18 protein-coding genes and 3 tRNA genes are annotated in these 21,372 nt (G+C 62.3%); 4 read left to right on the top strand and 17 right to left on the bottom strand.

Annotated features, from left to right (window positions below; all coding sequences use genetic code 11):
• Nucleotides 1-2: 2 nt before the first annotated feature.
• Genes QAT43_RS04115 through QAT43_RS04105 form a run of 3 tightly spaced genes read left to right on the top strand, consistent with a single transcriptional unit; the run spans nucleotide 3 to nucleotide 7,352 of the window.
• Nucleotides 3-1,154, top strand: coding sequence for a restriction endonuclease subunit S (locus QAT43_RS04115; protein ID WP_305041771.1), 1,152 nt, complete (start codon nucleotides 3-5; stop codon nucleotides 1,152-1,154).
• A 3-nt stretch (nucleotides 1,155-1,157) separates the two neighbouring features.
• Entirely contained in the window at nucleotides 1,158-3,692 is a 2,535-nt protein-coding gene (locus QAT43_RS04110; protein WP_305041770.1) for an AAA family ATPase, read from the top strand.
• Between the two features lie 3 nt (nucleotides 3,693-3,695).
• Nucleotides 3,696-7,352, top strand: coding sequence for an HsdR family type I site-specific deoxyribonuclease (locus QAT43_RS04105; protein WP_305041769.1), 3,657 nt, complete (start codon nucleotides 3,696-3,698; stop codon nucleotides 7,350-7,352).
• A gap of 111 nt (nucleotides 7,353-7,463) precedes the next feature.
• Here QAT43_RS04105 and QAT43_RS04100 read toward each other — a convergent pair.
• From QAT43_RS04100 to QAT43_RS04070, 7 genes are all read right to left on the bottom strand, one after another.
• A tRNA-Arg gene (locus QAT43_RS04100) sits at nucleotides 7,464-7,540 on the bottom strand.
• A gap of 46 nt (nucleotides 7,541-7,586) precedes the next feature.
• Nucleotides 7,587-8,060: a hypothetical protein gene (locus QAT43_RS04095; RefSeq protein WP_331517407.1), complete on the bottom strand. Its 474-nt coding sequence runs from the start codon at nucleotides 8,058-8,060 to the stop codon at nucleotides 7,587-7,589.
• Nucleotides 8,061-8,186: 126 nt separating this feature from the next.
• A tRNA-Ser gene (locus tag QAT43_RS04090) sits at nucleotides 8,187-8,280 on the bottom strand.
• A 213-nt stretch (nucleotides 8,281-8,493) separates the two neighbouring features.
• A tRNA-Ser gene (locus QAT43_RS04085) sits at nucleotides 8,494-8,579 on the bottom strand.
• A gap of 11 nt (nucleotides 8,580-8,590) precedes the next feature.
• A complete protein-coding gene (gene serS / locus QAT43_RS04080; protein WP_305041768.1) occupies nucleotides 8,591-9,865 on the bottom strand; it encodes a serine--tRNA ligase in 1,275 nt (424 codons plus the stop codon).
• A gap of 78 nt (nucleotides 9,866-9,943) precedes the next feature.
• Entirely contained in the window at nucleotides 9,944-10,516 is a 573-nt protein-coding gene (locus tag QAT43_RS04075; RefSeq protein ID WP_305041767.1) for an HD domain-containing protein, read from the bottom strand.
• A 7-nt stretch (nucleotides 10,517-10,523) separates the two neighbouring features.
• Nucleotides 10,524-11,396, bottom strand: a complete 873-nt coding sequence (locus tag QAT43_RS04070) for an EamA family transporter (RefSeq protein WP_305041766.1) — start codon at nucleotides 11,394-11,396, stop codon at nucleotides 10,524-10,526.
• 282 nt (nucleotides 11,397-11,678) lie between these two features.
• On the opposite strand from QAT43_RS04070, the gene QAT43_RS04065 reads away from it, so the two are divergent.
• A complete protein-coding gene (locus QAT43_RS04065; protein WP_305041765.1) occupies nucleotides 11,679-13,085 on the top strand; it encodes a class II fumarate hydratase in 1,407 nt (468 codons plus the stop codon).
• A gap of 3 nt (nucleotides 13,086-13,088) precedes the next feature.
• Here QAT43_RS04065 and QAT43_RS04060 read toward each other — a convergent pair whose 3' ends face one another.
• From QAT43_RS04060 to QAT43_RS04015, 10 genes are all read right to left on the bottom strand, one after another.
• Nucleotides 13,089-13,403 (bottom strand): putative signal transducing protein, encoded by a 315-nt coding sequence (locus QAT43_RS04060; RefSeq protein ID WP_305041764.1) that lies wholly within the window; start codon nucleotides 13,401-13,403, stop codon nucleotides 13,089-13,091.
• A complete protein-coding gene (locus QAT43_RS04055) occupies nucleotides 13,400-14,527 on the bottom strand; it encodes a ribonuclease D (RefSeq protein WP_305041763.1) in 1,128 nt (375 codons plus the stop codon). The genes QAT43_RS04060 and QAT43_RS04055 overlap by 4 nt, the downstream gene beginning before the upstream one ends.
• Before the next feature lie 65 nt (nucleotides 14,528-14,592).
• Nucleotides 14,593-15,687, bottom strand: a complete 1,095-nt coding sequence (gene mutY, locus QAT43_RS04050) for an A/G-specific adenine glycosylase (RefSeq protein WP_305041762.1) — start codon at nucleotides 15,685-15,687, stop codon at nucleotides 14,593-14,595.
• Nucleotides 15,687-16,739, bottom strand: a complete 1,053-nt coding sequence (hisC, locus tag QAT43_RS04045) for a histidinol-phosphate transaminase (RefSeq protein ID WP_305041761.1) — start codon at nucleotides 16,737-16,739, stop codon at nucleotides 15,687-15,689. The genes mutY and hisC overlap by 1 nt, the downstream gene beginning before the upstream one ends.
• Before the next feature lie 17 nt (nucleotides 16,740-16,756).
• Nucleotides 16,757-17,821, bottom strand: a complete 1,065-nt coding sequence (gene mqnC / locus QAT43_RS04040; RefSeq protein WP_305041760.1) for a cyclic dehypoxanthinyl futalosine synthase — start codon at nucleotides 17,819-17,821, stop codon at nucleotides 16,757-16,759.
• A gap of 6 nt (nucleotides 17,822-17,827) precedes the next feature.
• On the bottom strand, nucleotides 17,828-18,211 hold the full coding sequence (locus tag QAT43_RS04035) for an endonuclease domain-containing protein (protein WP_305041759.1): 384 nt from the start codon (nucleotides 18,209-18,211) through the stop codon (nucleotides 17,828-17,830).
• A gap of 56 nt (nucleotides 18,212-18,267) precedes the next feature.
• Nucleotides 18,268-19,347 carry an aminofutalosine synthase MqnE gene (mqnE, locus tag QAT43_RS04030; protein ID WP_305041758.1) on the bottom strand — a complete coding sequence of 360 codons (1,080 nt, stop codon included), beginning with the start codon at nucleotides 19,345-19,347 and terminating at the stop codon, nucleotides 18,268-18,270.
• Between the two features lie 33 nt (nucleotides 19,348-19,380).
• Nucleotides 19,381-19,980, bottom strand: coding sequence for a UbiX family flavin prenyltransferase (locus QAT43_RS04025; RefSeq protein ID WP_305041757.1), 600 nt, complete (start codon nucleotides 19,978-19,980; stop codon nucleotides 19,381-19,383).
• 115 nt (nucleotides 19,981-20,095) lie between these two features.
• Nucleotides 20,096-20,971: a UbiA-like polyprenyltransferase gene (locus QAT43_RS04020; RefSeq protein ID WP_305041756.1), complete on the bottom strand. Its 876-nt coding sequence runs from the start codon at nucleotides 20,969-20,971 to the stop codon at nucleotides 20,096-20,098.
• Between the two features lie 145 nt (nucleotides 20,972-21,116).
• Nucleotides 21,117-21,372 (bottom strand): anion permease (locus QAT43_RS04015; protein ID WP_305041755.1); only part of this gene is annotated, 256 nt, incomplete at its 5' end.

The raw sequence follows: 21,372 nt of genomic DNA, 5'->3' as shown, positions 1-21,372 counted from the left end.
GGATGGAAACGACGACGCTTGGCGACCTAATCAGCCTCCAGCGTGGGTACGATCTCACCGAGAGGCAGCGACGCCCTGGTTGCATTCCCGTAGTGGGTTCTGCTGGAATTCACGGCTATCACGACACCTCCAGAGCCAAGGGGCCGGGCATAACGCTCGGACGGAGCGGCGCCTCGTTCGGAAAGGTCACATACGTCAGACAGGACTTTTGGCCACACAACACAACGATATTCGTAACGGACTTCAAGGGCAACGACCCGCTTTTTGTCCGCTACCTACTGGAAAGCTTGGACTTCTCGTCGCTCAACTCCGGCAGCGCGCAGCAGTCGCTGAATCGCAACTTCGTCTATCCCGTCCGAGTACCAAAAGTCGCTTTCCCCATTCAGCAACGCGTCGCCGGCATCCTGTCCGCCTACGACGGGCTGATCGAGAACAGCCAGCGACGCATCAAGGTTTTGGAGTCGATGGCCCGCGCCCTCTACCGCGAGTGGTTCGTCAACTTCCGTTTCCCCGGCCATGAATCCGTCCCCCGCCTCCCGTCCCCCCTCGGCGAGATTCCGCAGGGGTGGGAGGTGAAGAAGCTATCAGAGTTGGTGACAACGCAATATGGTTACACCGAGTCAACAAATGAATCGCCTGTTGGCCCGAAATACCTTCGTGGGATGGATATGAACAAGACCAGCTACATCGACTGGTCGCAAGTTCCTTACTGCCCAATCTCAGACGAGGCCAAAGAAAAGTACGCCGTTAGAAGAGGTGACGTATTTGTCATCCGCATGGCCGACCCAGGAAAGGTTGGAATTGTTGAACAGGAAGTGGACGCAGTGTTCGCCTCTTATCTCATCCGCGTTGCACCAAAAGACAACCGACTGAGTTCTTACTTTTTGTTCTACCTCATGGAGTCCGCTGAATACTACGCTTACATTACTGGCGCTTCTACCGGCACAACTCGCAAAAGCGCCAGTGCAGGTGTGGTCACCGATTACAAATTCATTTTGCCTCCACACGACTTAATTGAACAGTTCGATCGGAGTGTTGGCGAGATTCGTTTGCTCCTGACAAATCTCCTCAGGCAGTCTGTCAATCTCCGCCGTACCCGTGACCTACTCCTGCCGCGCCTGTTGTCGGGGCAGATCGACATCGAGGAGCATTGACCCATGCCCAAGCATCCAGATGCTGTTGGCTATTTGAACGACCTCGCCACTGAAGTTAACGAGCATTGGTTCAGAATGGTCTGCGACCTTGCAGCTGTAAGTGGCGTCTCAGCTCTCGATCAGCAGATGCTTGATGTGCTTTTCGCCCTTTACACGGGGAACGCCAGCTACATTCGAACTGGTTCAGCCGCTGCCGCTGCTGCTGTTGCAGGGGCTCCAGTCCCAGCTGACTCACTTGAACAACTCTCGGGTTTCGCGAATTTCAAACTCCTCGGCGATGCTCTCGATGTGAGTTTTCGAAAGCGCGTCACTTTGATTTTCGGCGCGAACGGTAGTGGTAAATCAAGCCTCTGCGAATCATTGAAGGTACTCGCGTCACCGGAGCAACCTAATCGACCCCTTGAAAATGTCCGCGCTGCAGGCGCAGCAATCCCTACGTTTCGCTTCAAATTCAGAAGCGACGCCAGCCCACTAATGTGGACACCTGCCACGGGATACGGACCGAGGCGTGCGACGGTCAAATACTTCGACACGGCGATTGCGATTCAGAACGTGACTGACGCGATCGAGCCGGGACGGGTGATTCTTGTTGCGCCGTTCAGACTGCATGTTTTTGAGTGGACAAAAGCGTTAACGACAAAGCTCCGCGAGGATCTACAACGAGCTCAACAAGACAACGCCGCAAAATTGATCAAAGCATTGCAGACGATACGATCCGACTTTGCGAAATTCCAGACCCGCCCTTTAGCGCTTATTGATGACAAAACGACGCCCACCCTCGCGTCTCAAATCAAGCTCGGGGAGGAATTCAAGGACCAAGAATTATTACGAGGAAAACGCGTTGTCGTAGCAGAACTGGAAAAAGCAACTTCAGAGGGAGGTCTGAAGTTGCTCCGCGCAGAGCATCGAGAGTTAGAAGTCTTGCTGAAGGACCTGACCTCCCTGCTAAGCACCGCTCCCGAACTCTGGGCGCTTGAGCCAACAAAGAAAGCAACTGCCCTCCAGAGCAAACTGGCCGCACAAGAAGAACTTGCAAAGGGACTTGTCCCGGAGGGCGGGACGCTTGAGAATCTTCTTTCGCTAATCCGCTCTGCATCTCAATTGTGCAAAATGGACGTAGCTACAGGCCAAGCGTGCCCACTCTGCAAGCGCGACTTGGGAAGTCCCGAAGTAGAGTTATTCAAGCAGTATCACGTTCTGCTCGTTGGAGAGCTGGAAAAAGAAATCATCACCATCAAGGCCGATCTTGCCAAAGCTCAAGAGTTTGCAGACTCCATCGGAAAAATTGATCGGAAAGCGTGGGACAAGTGCAAGACCGTCTCCGGCGACATTCTTTCTGCTGCCAACGCAGGTGCGGAGTTGATCGTAGCCTGCTGCAATGGCACGCAAGAGCCGACAACAGAGGCCAAAGCCACATTGGATTCGCTCAAAGCATCGGTGGTTACATGGACGGCGCAAATGGAGGCGAAGAAAGCCGCCATCGATGCCGCCGCTGTGGGACGGGATGAGTTGCTGACGCAATTGGCAACTATGCGCGCTGAGCTAGAACCTCTGGAGTATGCACAGGCGATTGTCGATGGGATTGACAAGTTGCGAGAAGCACAGCAACTAGTAAACAACGCGCAGTTTTGGACGGCAAAGCTGCCGACTTTTACCCAAGTTCTGAAGCGAATCACCGGAGCAGCCAAGGATGCCCACGAGGAATTGGTCGTCACGGACTTTGAGGCACGCCTGGACGCTGAATATCGTGCACTAGCGGAAAAGGACATGGCGGCATTTGGCGTAAAACTCGCTAGGAAAGGCTTAGATGCAGCGGTGACAGTGTTGCCGCAGATCGGCGGCAAGGGCATCGTGGGCGTGTTGAGCGAGGGAGAACAGAGGCTTCATGCCCTTGCGCTATTCTTTGCAGAACTCGAAACGTGCCCACAATCCGTCTTGGTATTCGACGACCCCATATCCAGCTTCGACTACAACTACATTGCTAATTATTGCGCTAGGCTGCGGGATTTTGCCGTGAAGCACCCTGCAAAACAGATTATTGTCCTGACGCACAACTGGGAGTTCTTTGTACACCTCCAAACAACGATGAACCAAGCCGGTCTCGACAGTCATCTTTCCGTGCATGTTCTTGAAAACTGTACGGTTGTTGCCAATTACAGCGAGAAAATTGATGATCTAAAAGCCGACATCAGTACCATTTTGGCAGCGGCGGGAGAGCCATCTAAATCCCAAAAAGAGGAGCTTGCTGGAAAGCTGCGTCGGCTGATCGAGTCGGTAGTAAACACGCATGTTTTCAACCACCAGAGACATCAATACAAACAAAAAAGCCAAGCCGTCACTGCTTTCCAGAGCTTCACCAAAGTTGTCGCGTTGCTCCCAGCAGAAGCAACAGCGCTACGAGATCTATACGCCAAACTGAGCGTCACTGAACACGATGACCCAAGAAACGCCTACGTGAATACTGACAAGGCGATGTTCCAGACGCGCTACAACCAAATTCTTGGCATCGAAACCGCGATTATTGCTCGCATCCCGTAAACTATGACCCCGCACCCCTACACCGAAGACCAACTCGTTGAACAACCCGCCATCGGCCTCTTTGCGGTCCTTGGCTGGCAGACGATTTGCGCCCTTGAGGAGACCTTCGGTGAGGGTGGCACGCTCGGCCGCGAGACCAAGGGCGAGGTGGTGCTGGTGGAGCGCCTGCGCGTGGCGTTAGGCAAGTTCAACCCGACCCTGCCGCCGGAAGCGATCAGAAACGCCATTGACGAGTTGGTCCGCGACCGTTCGGCCATGAGCCTGGAGGCGGCCAACCGTGAGGTCTACCGCCTGCTCAAGGAGGGGATTCCTGTCTCGGTCCCCGACCGGGAGCACGGCGGTCAGAAGACTGAGCGCCTGCGGGTCGTCGACTGGGAGAACCCCGAAAACAACGACTTCCTGCTCGTCAGCCAGTTCAGCGTCACCGGCACCCTCTACACCTGCCGCCCCGATCTGGTCGCCTTCGTCAACGGCCTGCCGTGGGTGGTGATCGAACTCAAGAAGCCCGGCGTCCTGGCCCGCAACGCCTTCGACGAGAACCTCACCCACTACAAGCAGCAGATCCCGGCACTCTTCTGGTACAACGCCCTGCTCATCGCCAGTAACGGCACCGATAGCCGCGTCGGTTCCCTCACCGCCGACTGGGGGCGCTTCTTCGAGTGGAAGCGGATCGAGCGCGAGGACGAACCACGCCGGGTTTCGCTGGAGGTGATGCTGCGCGGCACCTGCGACCGCACCCGCATCCTCGACCTGGTCGAGAACTTCACCCTCTTCTCCGAGCACAAGGCCGGGCTGGTCAAGATCCTCGGCCAGAACCACCAGTACCTCGGCGTCAATGCGGCGATTCGTTCGTTATTGCGGATTCGACCTTCTGCCGCCGCAACCCTCACCCCTGCCCCTCTCCCAGAGGGCGAGGGGTTCAATTATCGTGGCGGGTTGTATTTCTCCGGATTAGTCGAACGCTCACGGGAGTTGAGGCGGGAACAGACCTCGGCAGAAGAGTTTGTCTGGGAACTATTGCGGGATCGGCGCTTTGCCGGACTAAAGTTCCGACGTCAGCATCAGATCGGCAATTACATTGCCGACTTCTATTGCGCAGAGCATAAGCTTGTGCTCGAAATCGACGGTGAAATCCACCAAACGCCTGATGTCGCTCAAAAGGATGCAACCCGAGACGCCTATCTACACACCCTGGGCCAGAAAATCCTGCGATTTCCGAACGAATTAGTGCAGAAACATCCCGAAGATTTTTTGCGCCAACTTGAGGCCGAGATATTCCCCTCTACCTCTGGGAGAGGGGCCAGGGGTGAGGGCAAGACGCCAAGCCCGAACGGGATTGGCGTCTTCTGGCAGACGCAGGGCTCCGGCAAGAGCTTCTCGATGGTCTTCTTCGCCCAGAAGATTCTACGGAAATTGATTGGCAACTGGACCTTCGTCGTCGTTACCGACCGTGTCGAGCTCGACGACCAGATCGCTAAGACCTTCAAGGCGGTCGGGGCGGTCTCCGAGACCGACGGGGACGAGTGCCATGCGTCGAGCGGCGCCCACCTGCGCGAGCTGCTGCGCGGCAACCACCGCTACGTCTTCACCCTGATCCACAAGTTCCAGACCCCGGAGCTGCTCTGCGACCGCTCCGACGTTATCGTGCTGACCGACGAGGCCCACCGCAGCCAGTACGACACCCTGGCGCTGAACATGCGGAGCGCTCTGCCCAGGGCGATGTTCCTGGCCTTCACCGGCACCCCCTTGATCGCCGGCGAGGAGCGCACCAGGGAGGTCTTTGGCGACTACATCTCGATCTACGACTTCCAGCAATCGATCGAGGACGGCGCCACGGTGCCGCTCTTCTACGAGAACCGCACCCCCGAGCTGCAACTGGTCAACCCCGACCTCAACGACGACATCTACCGTCTGGTCGAAGAGGCGGAACTCGACCCTGCCCAGGAGGCAAAGCTGGAGCGGGAGCTCTCCCGCCAGTACCACATCCTCACCCGCGACGACCGCCTGGAGACCGTCGCCAAGGACATCGTGCGGCACTTCCTCGGCCGAGGCTTTGCCGGTAAGGCGATGGTCGTCTCCATCGACAAGGCAACCGCACTGCGCATGCACGACAAGGTCAAAAAGTACTGGGCACAGGAAACCGAACGCGTACAGAAAGAGCTGGGGGAACTCGCCTACCTGCCACGCGGCGAGGGGAGCCCCGAACAAGCCCGGCGCGACCTGAGAAGCGCCGAACTCAAGGCCCGCCTTGCCGTGCTGACCAGCACCGATATGGCGCTGATCGTCTCGCCGGGGCAGAACGAGATCCAGCAGATGCAGAAGCTAGGGCTCGACATTCAGCCCCACCGCAAGCGTATGAACGAATCGCAGCCGCCGCTCGACGAACGCTTCAAGGACACCGCCGATCCGCTGCGCCTAGTCTTTGTCTGCGCCATGTGGCTGACCGGCTTCGACGCGCCGAGCTGCTCGACGGTCTACCTCGACAAGCCGATGCGCAACCACACCCTGATGCAGACCATCGCCCGCGCCAACCGGGTTTTCCCCGGCAAGCACAGCGGTTCGATCGTTGACTACGCCAACGTCTTCGCCTCCCTCGAAAAGGCACTGGCGATCTACGGCGCCGGCAAGGGAGGGAAGTCTCCGGTCAAGGACAAGCAGCAGCTAGTCGAGGAGTTGCACCGGGCCGTCACTGGGGCGACCGCCTTCTGCACGGCCCAAGGGGTGAATCTCGCGGCGATCGAGGCACTCCCTGTCGCCAGCAAAGAGCGGCTGCAATGGCTTGGGAATGCCATGGACGCTCTGATCTCTCCCGATCCGCTGCGGCGGGACTTCTTTGCCCATGAGCGTCTGGTCAGCACCCTCTACCGCGCCGTCAAGCCTGACCCGGCCGCGCTGAAGTTTGCCGGTCGCGTCGCTTGTCTCGCGACCCTGGCCGAGGCGATCCGCGCCAGACTGAATCCCGACCCTCCGGACATCTCGGCAATCATGGGGGAGATCAACACCCTGCTCGACGACTCGATCACCGGCATGACCATCCGCGAAGAGGGGCCGGCGGCTCTCGACCTGTCGAAGATCAATTTCGAGGCTCTGGCGCAACGCGTCAAACAATCGAAACACAAGAACACCGACCTCGAAGTGCTCAAGGCCGCCATCCGTGCCCAGCTCGAGAAGATGATCCGCCTCAACCGCACCCGCGCCGACTTCGCAGAGAAGTTCGAGGAGCTGATCGAGAGCTACAACAACGGCAGCCGCAACATCGAGGAGCTTTTCGAGGAACTGCTCAGGCTGAGCAACAGCCTCACCGAGGAGCAGGAGCGCCACATCCGCGAGAACATCTCCGAGGAGGAACTGGTCATCTTCGACATTCTTACCAGGCCGGCTCCTGCCTTAAGCACCGAAGAGCGTGCCGAGGTCAAGAAGGTGGCGCGTGAGCTTCTGGCCCGCCTCAAGGAACTGCTGGTGCTCAACTGGCGGCAGAAATCGACGGCGCGCTCCCAGCTGAAGCTCGCCATCGAAGACATTCTCGACACCGGTCTGCCGCGCGCCTACTCCCCCGACATCTACCGGCAAAAGTGCTCAGCGGTGTTTGAGCATGTATACGAGAGCTACCCCGAGCGCAATGCTGGGATCTACGCGACGGCGCAGGATACGCACTGTTAGGCAGGAAGCCGCGAGTTCGTCAACGTGCACGCCGGACCACCTACGGAACCTCGGCACTCCAAAACACGAAAGGGCTTAGCACCGAAAAGTGCCAAGCCCTTGATTTGTAAGTGGCGCGCCTCGAGAGATTCGAACTCCCGGCCTTCTGATCCGTAGTCAGACGCTCTATCCAGCTGAGCTAGAGGCGCGCAAAGAGGTTATTCTTATCGCTCAAAACCGCTCGGATGTCAAGACTTATTTCTCAGGATTTTCGTCCGCCGGGGTGGCGGGAATAAAATCCACCAGGGTAAAACCGTAGCGCGGATGATAGTAGGCATGGGCGTCGGGGTAGAGACTGAACAACCAGCCGGCGAACAGTTCCTCGTCGCCTTCGCGGATGCGGATTTGCACCCCCGGGTTGTTGGGCTGGTTGGAGGAGGAGGTCATGGTCAGCCCGTGCATGATGAAGTCGGGGAGAAACGTCTGCACCCTGACCCCGATCCGGGTTCCCTCCAGGTGGAATTCCGCGCCGACATCCACCGTATGCAGGGTTTCCTGGCCGGTTTCGCGATCGAGCACGGCAATTTGCACCGCTTTCCACTGGCCCCTGACTTCCGCGGGGATCACCACCTGGGCTCGACGGGCCGGCGGCGGAGGCGCGCTGTCCTGAACCGGCGCAGCCGGCAGGGGTTCCGGCTCCTTGGACTCCGAACACCCCAGCATCAGCAAGAACAGCAGAGCCAGGACCAGGAATGAAGGATAGGTTTGTCTTAGGCTTCTTGGTCGGGCACACGCCATGAATTATGACCAGGGGAAAACGAGAGAGGAAACTGGGTAGGGAAAAATGCTTTAAAGTGGCGGAGAGGGAGGGATTCGAACCCTCGGTACGGGTTTACCCCGTACACTCGCTTAGCAGGCGAGCGCCTTCGACCTACTCGGCCACCTCTCCGTAAAACCTGCTGAAAATTTGAATCCTGACTGCGCTGCGAATCCTACCCACAGCTTAATTTGGCGGAGGAGGTAGGATTCGCCCACTCTGTCGCCGCCTTCCGGGCGGCTCCGGCGCGGGCCCCCCTGCGTTCGCTGACGCGCCCCATCCGGGGCCGCTTTTCAGCCTTGGGGCTGCGCTCACTTCGCTTCGAATCCTACCCACAGCTTAATTTGGCGGAGGAGGTAGGATTCGAACCCACGGAGCTTTCGCTCAACGGTTTTCAAGACCGCCGCCTTAAACCACTCGGCCACTCCTCCGCAGGCCTTGCTCAACTCTTGCCGATGCGCTCCAGGCCGCCCATGTAGGGGCGCAGGGCCCCGGGAACCACCACCGAGCCATCCTCCTGTTGATGGTTTTCCAGGATCGCCACCAGGGTGCGTCCCACCGCCAGTCCCGAGCCGTTGAGGGTGTGCACGAATTCGGGCTTGGCGCCTTCCTCGCGGCGGAAGCGAATACCGGCACGGCGGGCCTGAAAATCGCGAAAGTTGGAGCAGGAGGAAATCTCGCGATAGGCCTGCTGGCCGGGCAGCCAGACTTCGATATCGAAGGTGCGGGCGGCGGAAAAGCCCAGGTCGCCGCTGCACAGATCCACCACGCGATAGGGCAGTTCGAGGATCTGCAGCACTTTCTCGGCATGGCCGAGCAGGGACTGCAACTCGGCGTCGGAATCCTCGGGGCGGGTAAACTTGACCAGCTCGACCTTGTTGAACTGGTGCTGACGGATCAGGCCGCGCACGTCGCGCCCGTGAGAACCTGCCTCCTTGCGGAAGCAGGGCGTGTAGGCGGTGTAGGAAATCGGCAGTTGGGCGGCGGCCAGGATCTCATCGCGGTGGATGTTGGTCACCGGCACTTCGGCCGTCGGCACCAGAAAGAAATCGACATCATCGGTATGGAAAAGATCGCTCTCGAACTTGGGGAGCTGTCCGGTCCCCGTCATGGAGTCTCTGTTTACCATAAAGGGCGGCAATACTTCAACATATTTGTGCTCTTGCGTGTGCAGGTCGAGCATCAGATTGATCAGGGCGCGCTCCAGGCGCGCACCGGCCCCACGCATGAGGGAAAAGCGCGCGCCGGTGATTTTTCCCGCCCGCTCGAAGTCGATGATACCGAGTTCCTCGCCCAGGTCCCAGTGGGCCTTGGGAGTGAAGGAAAAGCGCGGCGGCGCGCCCCAGCTGCGCACCTCCAGGTTGTCGTTTTCGCTCTGCCCAACGGGCACCTGCTCGTGCGGGATGTTGGGAATCTGCATGAGCAGCGCTTGCAAGGCCTCTTCCGCGCTCTTGAGTTCGGCATCGAGGCCCTTGATGCGCTCGGAGACCTCCTTCATGCGTGCGATCTCGCCCTGCACCTGGCTTTTGTCCTTGGTGCGGCCGATGAGCGCCGACACCTGGTTGCGCTCGGCCTTGAGGGTTTCGGCTTCCTGCAGCAGGGCGCGGCGCCGCTGGTCGAGGTCACGAAAGCCGGAAAGGTTGAGTTCGCCGCCGCGTTGCTGGAGGCGTCGCTCCACCTCGTCGAGATGGTCGCGCAGATATTTGAGATCGAGCATGGCCGGCCTTTCTTGGTGAGGTGACGAAGCAGGTATTATTAACACCTCATGAGGTGCGCGTCAACCGCCGAAAACCGCCTACTTGCGCCCCCGCACCCACCAGTCGCTGTTCTCATCGAACCACCAGCGCGTGGAATCCGTGGCCCAGATGGTTTCGGCCAGCCGCTTGGCGCTCTCGGTGCGCAGGCGGCGCACGGCGAAGGGATACCACTCGTCGGCGTAGCGGTTGCCGAGATCCTTGTATTCCTTGAGCGCCAGAATCATTTCCAGTTGGTCGGCGTCGTGGGCGATGCGCGCCTCGGGCGTCTCGCCGGCGGCGAACTCGGCGAGCAGGCCGCGATAGTCGTCGCCGAAGGGCAGCGTGCGCGCGAGATCGTCCACGGCGCGCTCCTCATCGACCTGCACGTACTTCTTGTTGACGTAGTTGAGATCGCCGGTGCGCGCCTCGGGAATGTCGTGAAACAGGCACAGGGCCAGCACCCGACCGACATCCACGCCGCCGTCCAGACGTGCCAGGGAATAGCCGATGAGGGTGGCGCGAAAGATGTGCTCGGCCACCGATTCGGCCCCCGAGCCGAGAAACTGAAAGCCGGTGCGCGGGGTGCGCTTGAGCATCCCGGCTTCGAAGAAAAAGTTGGCGAGATTTTTCATAACCACCTTAGCCTAAGCGGATGAGACAAGCCCCGGCGAGGATCACCAGGGCGGCGGCGAAGCGGATGCGGCCGCAGCTTTCGTGCAGGAACAGCACGCCGATGAGCACCCCGATGAGCAGGCTCACCTGGCGCACGGGGACGGCGTAGCTGACCGGCGCCAATTGCAGGCCGTAGCGGAAGGTGAGAAAGGAGCCCATCATCACCGGTCCGGAGGCGAGGATCAGATGGCGGCTGCGGCGCCACTCGCCGAGCACCCGCCCGCGGTAACGCGGCCGCAGCAGGTTGGCGCTCATGAACACCAGCATGAACATGACCAGCAGATAGGTGAAGTGAAAGGGCGGATAGAGCGTCACGCCGGTCTTGTCCACCACCGCCCCCACCGAGTAGACGAACCCGGCGATCAGCGCGGCAATCACCGGCGGCTCGCGCAGGCTGCGAAAGGGGCGCAGCACCTCGTCCAAGGACAGGCGGCGCAGCTGGATGCTGTAGGCGCCGGCGGCGATCAGGGCGATGCCGAGCAGCCCGGGGGACGAAAGCTGTTCGCCGAAGAACAGCACCCCCCAGACCGGCACGTAGAGCATGGAGGTCTGGGCCAGGGGATAGGTCAGGGACAGGTCACCGTCGCGATAGGCGCGGCCGTTGAACAGGTGGTACACCACGAAGCACAGGCCGCCCGCCGCGCCGAGGAGCAGAATGCGCGGATCGGGCACCGGGAAGGGCTCGGGCAGAAAGACCAGGGTCAGGTTGAGCAGCAGCCCCGAGCTGATGAACATCCACCAGATGAACACCGTCTTGTCGACGCTGCGCTTGACCAGCAGATTCCACAGGGCGTGCATGAAGGCGCTGAAGAGGATAAGAAAAAAGGCCAGATCGCTCATTGACGCATTCTACTCCAGGTTGCGCGGCACGACCAAGCCTGCATCGCGGGATCTTGAAAATATTGACAAATCCCTGCCGGCGGCGAGAATTCTAAGAACTTGGGCAAAAGGCAAGGGTACACGGATCAAATCTGATCAAATCGGATTGGAAAACCCAGGACTTGCTTGAAAACCAAGTATTCGTCGATTCTTTGGCACTTGCTTTTTTTTTGCCTGATCTGCCTTGATCAGATTTGATCCGTGTCCAATGAGCCTTTCCGGCTTTTTCCGAGGAGCAGCATCATGAGCGAATATCGGATTGAAAAAGACTCCATGGGCGAGATGCGCGTGCCGGCCGCGGCGCTCTACGGCGCCCAGACCGCCCGCGCGGTGGAGAACTTTCCCGTCTCGGGCCTGCGCCTGCCGCGCCCCTTCATCCGCGCCCTGGGGCAGATCAAGGAGGGCGCCGCGCGCGCCAACCTGGAACTGGGTCTGCTCGACAAGGAGATCGCCCTTGCCATCATGGACGCCGCCGAGGAGGTCATCACCGGGGAGCTTGACGCCCATTTCGTGGTGGATGTGTTCCAGACCGGCTCGGGCACCAGCACCAACATGAACGCCAACGAGGTCATCGCCGCGCGCGCCGCGCAGCTGCTCGGCGCCGCGCCGGGCGCGCGGCCGGTGCATCCCAACGATCACGTCAACCTCGGCCAGTCGAGCAACGACGTTTTTCCCACCGCCCTGCACCTGGCGGCGGCCGTGGAAGTGAGGCAGCGCCTGATTCCCGCCTTGTTCGAGCTGCAGGAGGCCCTGGGCGAGAAGGCAGGCACCTTCGACGCCATCGTCAAGATCGCCCGCACCCACCTGCAGGATGCCGTGCCCATCCGTCTCGGTCAGGTGTTTTCCGGCTACGCGCGCCAGGTGGCCTTGGCCATCCGTCGGCTGGAGGGCGCCTCCAGCGGCCTCAACGAACTGCCCCTGGGCGGTACGGCGGTGGGCACCGGCCTCAACACCCACCCCGAGTTCGCCGCCAAGGTCATCGCCGGGCTGGCCCAGGTCAGCGGCCTGCACCTGCGCGAGGCGGCCAACCACTTCGAGGCGCAGGCCGGCCGCGACGCGGTGGTCAACCTGAGCGGCGCCCTCAAGGCCTGCGCCACGGCGCTGTTCAAGATCGCCAACGACATTCGCTTCTTGGGCAGCGGACCGCGCTGCGGGCTGGGCGAGCTGGAACTGCCGGCGGTGCAGCCGGGCAGCTCCATCATGCCGGGCAAGGTCAATCCGGTCATGGCCGAGAGCCTCATGCAGGTCTGCGCCCAGGTGATCGGCAACGACGCGGCCCTCAGCCTGGGCGGGCTCTCGGGCAATTTCGAGCTCAACACCATGATGCCGATGATGAGCCACAACCTTTTGCAGAGCATCGAACTGCTCGGCAACGCGGCGCGGCTGTTCGGCGCCCGCTGCGTCCAGGGCCTCAATGCCGACCGCGCGCGCTGCGAGGGGCTGGTGGAGGAGAGTCTGGCCATGGTCACCGCGCTGGCGCCGGCTCTGGGCTACGACCAGGCCGCGGCCATCGCCAAGGAGGCCTGGGCGGGAAAGAAAACCGTGCGCGAGGTGATCCGGGAGAAAAAGCTGCTGGGCGAGGAGGAACTGACGCGGCTGCTCGACCCGCGACCCATGACCGAACCGGGCATACCCGGCAAGACGCGTTGAGGCTCAGCCCCGCTCGCGGCCGCATTGCCAGCAGCGGTCGAACTGCCCTTCCAGTTCCTCGCCGCAACCGGGGCAGCGCCAGGGCGGCGCCATCCGTTCCTCGTCCAGCCAGTGTTCGAGCAGCTGCCGGGCGCGCGGCAGCACCTCGTCGTCCACCACCCAGAGCTCGGGGCGGCATTCGAGAAAGGGAATCTCGCCTAGGGCGGCGAAGAGTTCCTCGTTGCGCAGCAGGCAGGCAATGCCTTCCTGCTCCAGGCGGCCCTTGAGCAGGGTCGCCAGGGTGCGCTCATGGGGGGCGAAGGCACGCAGCCTTTTCATTGGGGAGCGAAGAGCACGGCACAAATTTCGGCGCCAAGCACCTCCCTCTGCCAACTCTTCAGGCCACCGGCGGTGAGCTCCGCCAGGGAGGCGGGCGGGCGCCGCGAGAGTTCCTCGAGGGCGGCGTTGTTGATGAGAATCCCCGGTTCCATGCCCAAGTCCGCAGCCTTGGCGGCGCGCCACTTCTTCAGCTGATCCAGGCGCCGCTCCGCCTCGGGATCGCGCGCTGCCCGCTCGCCGCGCGGAAAGACCGGCAACTGCGCCTCGGGCAGCGCCAGGGCCGCTTCGATGAGCTTGAGCAGACGGCTGCCGTAGCGCTCCACCAGGCGCGCCGGCATACCTTCCAGACCCACCAGGGCCTGCAGGCTGCCCGGGGCGCGGCGCGCCATTTCCAGCAGCGCGGCGTTACCCAGCACCTTGAAGGGCGGGCAGTCGCGGCGCCGCGCCTCCTCATCGCGAAAACGCAGCAGCGCGTCAAGGATCGCCAACGGGCGCGGCGCCAGTTGCCCGGCGCCCTTGAAGCGCAGGTAGAGGGGACCGTCGTTTTCCGTGTGGCGCACCCTTTCCAGCAGGGCGAATTCCTCGGCAACCCATTCCAGGCGGCCCTTGGCGGCCAGCCGGCCCTCCAGCCATTCTCCCAGACGATGCAGGTGCCGGGTGTCCTCGGCGGCGTAGCGGATCATCTCGCCGGACAGGGGTCGCTTGGACCAGTCGGCGCGCTGAAAGCGCTTGTCGAGGCTCACGTCGAAATACTTCTGCAGCACATCGGCCAGCCCCACCCGCTCCTCGCCGAGAAACTGGCAGGCGACCATGGTATCGAACAGCCCGCGCACCTCCAGGGCGAAGTCGCGGTAAAGACAGCGGATGTCGTAATCGGCGGCATGGAAATATTTGCGGATGGCGTGATCGGCCAGAATCGGCCGCAGGGGCGAGAGGTCGCGCAGCTTCAAGGGATCGATAAGCACCGTGCGCGCCGGGGTGGATATCTGCAGCAGACACACCTGCTCACGATAGTGGTGCATGGAGTCGGCTTCGAGGTCGACGGCGATGGCCGCCTCGCGGGCCAGCTCCTCGGCTAGGGCATTCAGCTCGGCGGGGGTGGTCAGGATCGGGGTTTGCGGCATGGAACCGGCTCCGTGGCTAAAAGGGAAAGTTAGTGTTCGGAGAGCGCCGCAGGACGCGGCGGGACTCAGCCCGCATCCAGCAGGCGCAGCGCCTTTTTGTGCGCGCCGTGCAAGGCCAGCCGCGCCAGAGCGGGCGCCGCGAGCCAGCGACAATCCTCGCCCTCGGCGACCGACGAGGCGGCGACGAACTCGGCGCGATACAGGCGCAAATCAAGGCGAAAATGGCTGTAGGCGTGACGCACCGCGCCGACGCCGTGCACTTCCGCGCCGCCAAGGCGCGCCGCCAGGGCGGCAGCCGTCGCTTCGGGACTGGCGCCGGCGGGCACCTCGGCATCGGGGAATTCCCACAGGCCGCCGAGCAACCCGCGATAGGGGCGCCGACACACCAGCAGCTCCGCGCCGCGTCGCAGCAGCAGCGCCACGCGCAGAACCTCGGGAACCGCCTTTTTACTCGCCGCCACAGGCAGACGCTCCGCCAGTCCCAGGGCCCGCGCGCGACACAGCTCCGCCAGGGGGCAGCGCGGGCAATCCGGGCGGCGCGGCGTGCACAGGGTCGCGCCGAGGTCCATGATCGCCGGGGCGTAATCATGGGGACGCTCATCCGGGGTCAGCTTACCCGCCCAGGCCCAGAGCAGCTTCTCCGCACCGCTGGAGCGCGGATTGTCCTCCAGGGCGAAAAGGCGGCAGAGCACCCGGCGCACGTTGCCGTCCAGAATCGGCGCGGGCTGGTCAAAGGCGATGGAGAGAATCGCCCCGGCGGTGGAACGACCGATCCCGGGCAAGGCCATCAGGCCCTCCAGGAAATCGGGAAAACAGCCCCCGTGCTCCTCCACCACCCGGCGGGCGGCGGCGTGCAGATTGCGCGCGCGGGAATAGTAGCCCAGCCCCGCCCAGAGGCCGATGACCTCATCCAGGGGCGCCGCGGCGAGTCGCTCCACGTCGGGGAAGACCGCGAGAAAGCGCTCGAAATAGGGGATTACCGCCTCCACCGTGGTCTGTTGCAGCATGACCTCGGAGAGCCAGATGCGGTAGGGATCGCGGCTGCGCCGCCAGGGCAGATCGCGCCCCGCCGCGCCGTACCAGCTGAGCAGGCGTCGCGCCACCTCGGACGGGTCGAAGGGCAAGAGCGTTTTGGCGGGGGGTCCGGGCGACTTGGCCACTAGCCGATCTCGGCCAGGGCCGCCAGGGTCGCCTCCATCTCCGCGCGGGTGCCGATGGAGATGCGCAGGCCGTGGCGCAGAATCGGGTCGGAGAAATGCCGCACCAGGATACGCCGCGCGAACAGCGCGTCGTAAACCCGCTTGCCGTCGCGGTCGGGAGGCGAGGCGAACACATAGTTGCCGCTGGAGGGAATGACGCCGTAGCCGATCACCCGCAGCTCGGTGCTGAACCAGTCGCGCGTCGCGCGGATTTTTTCCACGCCGGCGCGAAAATACTCCTGATCGCCCAGGGCGGCCAGGGCCGCGGCCTGGGCGAGGCGGTCGAGATTGTAGTGATCGCGGATCTTGTCGAGGGCGATGATCACCTCGGGACGGGCAATCGCCAGCCCCAGGCGCATGCCGGCCAGGGCGTAGCTCTTCGACAGGGTGCGGGTAACGACGACGTTTTCGCGCTTTTTCACCAACGCCAGGGCATTTTCATCGGCAAAGTCGGCATAGGCCTCATCCACCACCAGCATGCCGCTCATGCGCTCGGCGAGTTCCTCGATAAAGGACAGCGGATAGGTAAAACCCAGGGGTGCGTTGGGGTTGGTGAGGAAAAACAGCTTGCCCTCGTAGCGCGCGGGAAAGTCGCGCAGCTCCCAGCCCTCGCCCAGGCCGAAGGTGCGCACCCGCGCCCCCTGGATCTCGGCCAGGGTCGCGTAATAGCTGTAGGAGGGATGGACGTAGGCGATTTCCTCGCCGGCGTCGGCAAAGGCGCGAATCAGGTTGTTGAGCAGTTCATCCGAGCCGTTGGCCAGGATCACCCAGGACGGATCGAAACCGTAGAGACGCGCCGCCTCGGCACGCGCCGCCGTGCTCGGCGGGTCGGGATACTGGCGCAGCCGCGCCCCGTCCTCGCCCAGTTCGGCGAGAATCGCCTCGCGCACCCGGGGGCTGGGCGGATAGGGATTTTCGTTGGTGTTGAGCTTGATCCAGCGCTGCTCGTCGCGGGGCTGGAAGCCGGGCACGTAGCCGGCCATTTGCTTGATGTTGGGGCGCAGGGGAATCATGGGCTCTCCCGAGGTGGCTAATATTCTTCCAGGATCTGATACAGAGTGTTGCGCTTGGCCGGCGTGAATCCGGCGCCGCGCGCCAGTTCGATGATCTCCTCGATGCTCAGGCGAAAGGAGCAGCCGGCGGCGGCCACCACGTTTTCCTCGAGCATGGTGCCGCCCAGGTCGTTGGCGCCGAAGAACAGCGCCACCTGGGCCAGCATCGCGCCTTGCGTCACCCAGCTCGCCTGGATGTTGGCGATGTTGTCGAGCAGGATGCGCGAGAGGGCCAGCACCCTGAGGTACTCGACGCCGCCGGCCGTCTCGCCGCCCAGTTCGGTGTTGGACGGCTGATAGGTCCAGGGAATAAAGGCGGTGAAGCCACCGGTACGCGCCTGGATATCGCGCACGCGCAGCAGGTGCTCGACGATGTCGGCGGGCGCTTCCTTGCTGCCGAACATCAGGGTCGCCGTGGTGCGCATGCCCAGGCGGTGCGCCTCTTCCATCACCGCCGCCCAGTCGCGCCAGCCGATCTTGTTGGGCGAGATTTCCCGGCGCACCTCATCCACCAGCACCTCCGCGCCGCCGCCCGGCACCGAATCAAGCCCCGCGGCTTGCAGGCGGCGCAGGCACTCCGGCATGGAAAGCCCCGACAGTCGGGAGATGTGAATCACCTCGGCGGGCGAGAGGGAGTGCACCTGCACCTGGGGAAAGCGCTCCTTGACGGCGCGAAACAGCTCCTCGAACCAGTCGATTCTCAATTCGGGATGCAGGCCACCCTGCATGAGCAACTGAGTGCCGCCGTGCGCCACCAGTTCGGCGACCTTTGCGAAGATCGCCTCGGGATCGAGCAGATAGGCATCGGAAGCGTCGGCGCCACGATAAAATGCGCAGAACTTGCACCTGGATTCGCACACGTTGGTGTAGTTGACGTTGCGATCGATGACGAAGGTCACCCGCCCATGAGGATGCTTGCGCCGCCGGATGCGATCGGCGAGCTTGCCCAGCGCCAGCAGATCGGCCTCGGTGAGCAGCCACAGCGCCTGCTCGCGATTGAGCGGCTGTCCTGCAGCGATGTTTTCCTGGATGGTTTCAAGCATATTTGCTTATCTCCCCCTCTCCCCTTCGTGGGAGAGGGTTGGGGAGAGGGGGCGCTCGAAACATTGCGCCCTGATCGATTCCAACACGCCATCAATATTCGTCAAAATCTCGTGATTCCAAAATCTCATAACCGTAAAACCTTGCGAATTTAGCCACTGGGAACGCTCTTCATCCTTGCCTTTTTCCTGAAGGTGCTGACCGCCATCGGCTTCAATCACGACACCCTTGGAATAGCAGACAAAATCCACAATGAAACGCCCGATCTGTTCTTGTCTCCGGAACTTAAGCCCGAAAAAACGCTTGCCTCGCAAGTGTTGCCATAAAAAGCGTTCCGCATCGGTGGAGTTTTTTCTGAGATCCTTGGCGGCTTGCGTCAGGATGATGCCCATCCTCAGGCCCTCCCCCTAGCCCCCTCCCATAAAGGGAGGGGGAATATTGAAACAGATCAATACACCCGCAACTCGTTGTACAGCGTATCGCGCTCCACCGGCACCCGCCCGGCCTTGCGGATCAGGGCGCACAGCTGCTCCTTGGACAGGGCCTGGGGCGAGTCGGCGCCAGCGTCGTGGCCGATCTTTTCCTCCACCACCGTGCCGTCGAGATCGTTGACGCCGAAGGCCAGGGCCACCTGGGCGATCTTGAGGCCGAGCATCACCCAGTAGGCCTTGATGTGGCGGAAGTTGTCGAGGTAGATGCGGCTGATGGCCAGGGTCTTGAGGGCGTCGACGCCGCCCACCCCCTTGGCGCCGGGCACGCGCGTATTGTCGGGCTGAAAGGCCAGGGGGATGAAGGCCTGAAAGCCGCCGGTGCGGTCCTGCAGGCGGCGCAGGCGCGCCAGATGATCGACGCGGTCGGCGTACTCCTCCACATGGCCGAAGAGCATGGTGGCGTTGGTCTTGAGTCCGGCGCGGTGGACCTTTTCGGTCACCTCCAGCCAGCGCTCGCCGGAAATCTTCTCCGGACAGATTTTTTCCCGCACCCGCGCGCCGAGAATTTCCGCGCCGCCGCCGGGCATGGAGCCCAGCCCCGCCTGCTTGAGCTCGGCGATGACCTGCTCGACGCTCTGGCCGGTGATGCGGGCGAAATAGTCGATTTCCACGGCGGTGAAGGCCTTGAGGTGCAGTTGCGGGCAGTCGGCGCGCAGGGCGGCGAGCATCTCCAGGTAGAAATCAAAGGGCAGTTCGGGATGCAACCCGCCCACCATGTGAATTTCCGTGGCCCCCGCGGCGGCCGCGGCACCGGCCTTTTCGAGAATCTCGTTGAGCGCCAGGGTGTAGCAGCCCTCATCCTCCTCGCCCTTGCAGAAGGCGCAGAAGGTGCAGCGGTTGACGCACAGGTTGGTGTAGTTGATGTGGCGGTTGATGTTGAAATACACCCTGTCGCCGTTGCGCCGCCGGTTGGCCAGGGCGGCCAGCTCGCCGATGGCGAGCAGATCGTTGCTTTCGAACAGCGCCAGGGCCTCGGCATCGGAGACGCGCGCGCCGCTTTCGAGCTTGGCGCGCAGGGTTTCAAACAAACGGATCATGGGCACGACAAGAAACCTTTCCGCTCGGCCGGTTCAGCCCTCGCCCCAGCGCTCGAACAGCTGGTGCTCGATGCGCAGGCTGTCGAGGATCTTGCCGACCACGAAATCGATCAGATCGCCGAGGCTCTGGGGGCGATGGTAAAAGGCCGGCATGGCCGGCAGGATGTGCGCTCCGGCGCGGGCCAGGCGCAGCAGGTTTTCCAGGTGCATCTGATTGAAGGGGGTCTCGCGCGGCACCAGGATCAGGTCGCGACGTTCCTTGAGCACCACGTCGGCCACCCGCTCCACCAGATTGTCGCTGATGCCGGCGGCCATGCGCGCCGCGCTGCCCATGGAGCAGGGCGCCACCACCATGGCATCGGGCGCCGAGGAGCCGCTCGCCACGGGCGCGAAGAGATCGCCCTCGTCGTAATGCAGCAGGCGCTCGCTCCCGCCGAAATAGTCGCGCATCAAGGCCTGGCGCTCGCTGGTGGTGCCGCGCCATTCCAGGCCGGTTTCGTAGCGCAGCACCTCCATGCCGGCGCGGGTCACCAGCAGGGTCACGCGGCGCTCGCCGCGCAGCAGCTCTTCCACCAGGCGCAGGCCGTAAATCGACCCCGAGGCGCCGGTAATCGCGACCAGAATGTGGTTCATCGCCCTGTCCATGAAATCCTCAAAAATAGGTCGCGGATTTTCAGGATGAATGCGGATTCCAGCAGAGCCTGATCCGCCTTTTCCGCGTTCATTCGCGCCCCGGTCTTTGCCTTTTTTAGAGCAAGGCATCCAGCAGGGTGAACGCGAAGATCGTCACGCTGATGTAGCCGTTCATGTTGAAAAACGCCGCGTCGAGCCGCGACAGATCCTCGGGCTTGACCAGCAGATGTTCATAGACCAGCAGGCCCGCCACCACGCACACCCCGAGGAAATAGATCCAGCCCAGCCCCGTGCCGATGAGCAGCAGCAGAAGCAGGAACACCATCATCCCGTGAAAAGCGCGCGTCAGCCACAGGGCGCGCTCCACGCCGAAGCGCGCGGGGATGGAATGCAGACCCTGGGCGCGGTCGAATTCGAGATCCTGCAAGGCGTAGAAGATGTCGAAGCCCGCCACCCAGAACAGCACCGCCAGGCCCAGGGCCAGGATCTGCCAGCTGACGTCGCCGCGCAGGGCGATATAGGCGCCGATGGGCGCGGCGGCCAGGCAGACGCCCAGCACCACATGGGCCAGGGAGGTAAAGCGCTTGCAGAAGGAGTAGAGGAACAGAAAAAACAGGGCCACGGGGGCCAGGGTGAAGCACAGAGGGTTGAGCATCCAGGCGGCGAACAGCATCAAGGCAAAAGCGCCCAGCACGAACAACCAGGCCTCGCGCAGGGCGACCTTGCCCGCCGGGATGTGGCGCTCGGCGGTGCGGGGATTTTTTGCGTCGATTTTCGCGTCGATGATGCGGTTGAGGCCCATGGCCCCGGAGCGCGCGCCGATCATGGCCAGGCAGATCCAGAAAATCTGGCCGATGGAGGGCGGCGCCTGATTGTCGAGACTCGCCAGCACCACTCCCATCAGGGCGAAGGGAAAGGCAAAAATGGTGTGGGAGAATTTGATCATCTCCAGCAGCGTGCGAATTTTCTCCCCGAGGGTCGTTTCGGCCATGCCCTGTCCTCCCGATGCGGCAACGGCCTGCGGTCGGCCGTCAAAAAGGGCTAGTTTATACCCCTTAGCGCACCCGCACAAGGTCTTTCAACGACGAAGGGGCCACTCGCGCGGCCCCTTCGTCGTCTCGGAATGGCAGGAGGAATCAGGGCTTGAGCGCTCCGACCCAGGCCGGCAACTCACCGATCACCACGCCGAAGGCGGGGATCACGATGGCATAGGTCACCAACACCGTGAGCAGGATGCCGATGAGATTGAGGCCGAAACCGCTTTTGGCCATCTGCGGGATGGTCACGTAGCCCGAGCCGAAGACGATGGCGTTGGGCGGTGTCGCCACCGGCAGCATGAAGGCGCAGCTCGCCGCGATGGCCGCCGGCACCACCAGCAGCAGGGGATTTTGG

This window comes from Geoalkalibacter sp. (genome assembly GCF_030604225.1).
Classification (GTDB): Bacteria; Desulfobacterota; Desulfuromonadia; order Desulfuromonadales; family Geoalkalibacteraceae; genus Geoalkalibacter.
The sequence above is the reverse complement of the archived record's forward strand: the minus strand, read 5'-3'. Positions and strand labels throughout refer to the sequence as shown.

Bases quoted from the DNA above. Each gene is read 5' to 3' on its own strand.
- QAT43_RS04110 (WP_305041770.1), top strand. From the start codon at position 1,158: ATGCCCAAGCATCCAGATGCTGTTGGCTATTTGAACGACCTCGCCACT.
- QAT43_RS04060 (WP_305041764.1), bottom strand. From the start codon at position 13,403: ATGAAAAGGCTGCGTGCCTTCGCCCCCCATGAGCGCACCCTGGCGACC.
- QAT43_RS04115 (WP_305041771.1), top strand. From the start codon at position 3: ATGGAAACGACGACGCTTGGCGACCTAATCAGCCTCCAGCGTGGGTAC.
- QAT43_RS04035 (WP_305041759.1), bottom strand. From the start codon at position 18,211: ATGGGCATCATCCTGACGCAAGCCGCCAAGGATCTCAGAAAAAACTCC.
- QAT43_RS04070 (WP_305041766.1), bottom strand. From the start codon at position 11,396: ATGAGCGATCTGGCCTTTTTTCTTATCCTCTTCAGCGCCTTCATGCAC.
- QAT43_RS04065 (WP_305041765.1), top strand. From the start codon at position 11,679: ATGAGCGAATATCGGATTGAAAAAGACTCCATGGGCGAGATGCGCGTG.
- mqnC (WP_305041760.1), bottom strand. From the start codon at position 17,821: ATGCTTGAAACCATCCAGGAAAACATCGCTGCAGGACAGCCGCTCAAT.
- QAT43_RS04025 (WP_305041757.1), bottom strand. From the start codon at position 19,980: ATGAACCACATTCTGGTCGCGATTACCGGCGCCTCGGGGTCGATTTAC.
- serS (WP_305041768.1), bottom strand. From the start codon at position 9,865: ATGCTCGATCTCAAATATCTGCGCGACCATCTCGACGAGGTGGAGCGA.
- QAT43_RS04020 (WP_305041756.1), bottom strand. From the start codon at position 20,971: ATGGCCGAAACGACCCTCGGGGAGAAAATTCGCACGCTGCTGGAGATG.
- QAT43_RS04055 (WP_305041763.1), bottom strand. From the start codon at position 14,527: ATGCCGCAAACCCCGATCCTGACCACCCCCGCCGAGCTGAATGCCCTA.
- mqnE (WP_305041758.1), bottom strand. From the start codon at position 19,347: ATGATCCGTTTGTTTGAAACCCTGCGCGCCAAGCTCGAAAGCGGCGCG.
- QAT43_RS04105 (WP_305041769.1), top strand. From the start codon at position 3,696: ATGACCCCGCACCCCTACACCGAAGACCAACTCGTTGAACAACCCGCC.
- QAT43_RS04075 (WP_305041767.1), bottom strand. From the start codon at position 10,516: ATGAAAAATCTCGCCAACTTTTTCTTCGAAGCCGGGATGCTCAAGCGC.
- hisC (WP_305041761.1), bottom strand. From the start codon at position 16,739: ATGATTCCCCTGCGCCCCAACATCAAGCAAATGGCCGGCTACGTGCCC.